Source organism: Rhodococcus sp. EPR-147 (assembly GCF_001647185.1).
Taxonomy (GTDB): domain Bacteria; phylum Actinomycetota; class Actinomycetes; order Mycobacteriales; family Mycobacteriaceae; genus Rhodococcoides.
On sequence record NZ_LVCU01000370.1, the window covers coordinates 1 to 779 of the forward strand.

The 779-nt window shown below is 64.3% G+C and carries 2 protein-coding genes; both read right to left on the minus strand.

What is annotated here, in order from left to right; translation table 11 throughout:
* Window positions 1–384 (minus strand): 30S ribosomal protein S4 (gene rpsD / locus A2J02_RS16635; RefSeq protein ID WP_068051340.1); only part of this gene is annotated, 384 nt, incomplete at its 3' end.
* Between the two features lie 21 nt (window positions 385–405).
* The coding region (gene rpsK, locus A2J02_RS16640) for a 30S ribosomal protein S11 (RefSeq protein ID WP_068051343.1) at window positions 406–779 on the minus strand (374 nt) is incomplete at its 5' end.

Here is a 779-nt window from a genome sequence, read left to right on the forward strand (position 1 = left end):
GGGGATGTCGACGCGCTTGTTGTTCACCAGGAAGTGACCGTGCGTGACCAGCTGACGGGCCTGACGACGCGTGCGTGCCAGTCCGGCGCGGTAGACGACGTTGTCGAGACGACTCTCGAGGATGGTCAGCAGGTTCTCGCCGGTCTTGCCGACCGTCCTGTTGGCTTCCTTGTAGTACAGACGGAACTGCTTCTCCATGACGCCGTAGGTGAAGCGAGCCTTCTGCTTCTCCTGCAGCTGGAGCAGGTACTCGCTCTCCTTGATCCGCGCGCGGCCGTGCTGGCCGGGCGGGTAGGGACGACGCTCGAACGCCTGGTCGCCTCCGACGAGGTCGACGCGCAGACGACGCGACTTGCGGGTGATAGGACCGGTATAACGTGCCATTTTCTAAACCTTTCCTTCCCGCTAGACCCGACGCCGCTTGGGCGGACGGCAGCCGTTGTGCGGCTGAGGGGTGACATCGGAGATGGTGCCGACCTCGAGGCCAGCGGCCTGAAGCGAGCGGATCGCGGTCTCACGGCCGGAGCCGGGACCCTTGACGAACACGTCGACCTTCTTGACGCCGTGCTCCTGTGCCTTGCGCGCAGCGTTCTCGGCTGCGAGCTGTGCGGCGAACGGAGTCGACTTGCGCGAGCCCTTGAAGCCCACGTGTCCCGAGGACGCCCACGAGATGACGTTTCCGGCGGGGTCGGTGATCGACACGATCGTGTTGTTGAACGTGCTCTTGATGTGCGCAGATCCGTGCGGGACGTTCTTCTTGTCCCTGCGACGCGTCTTCT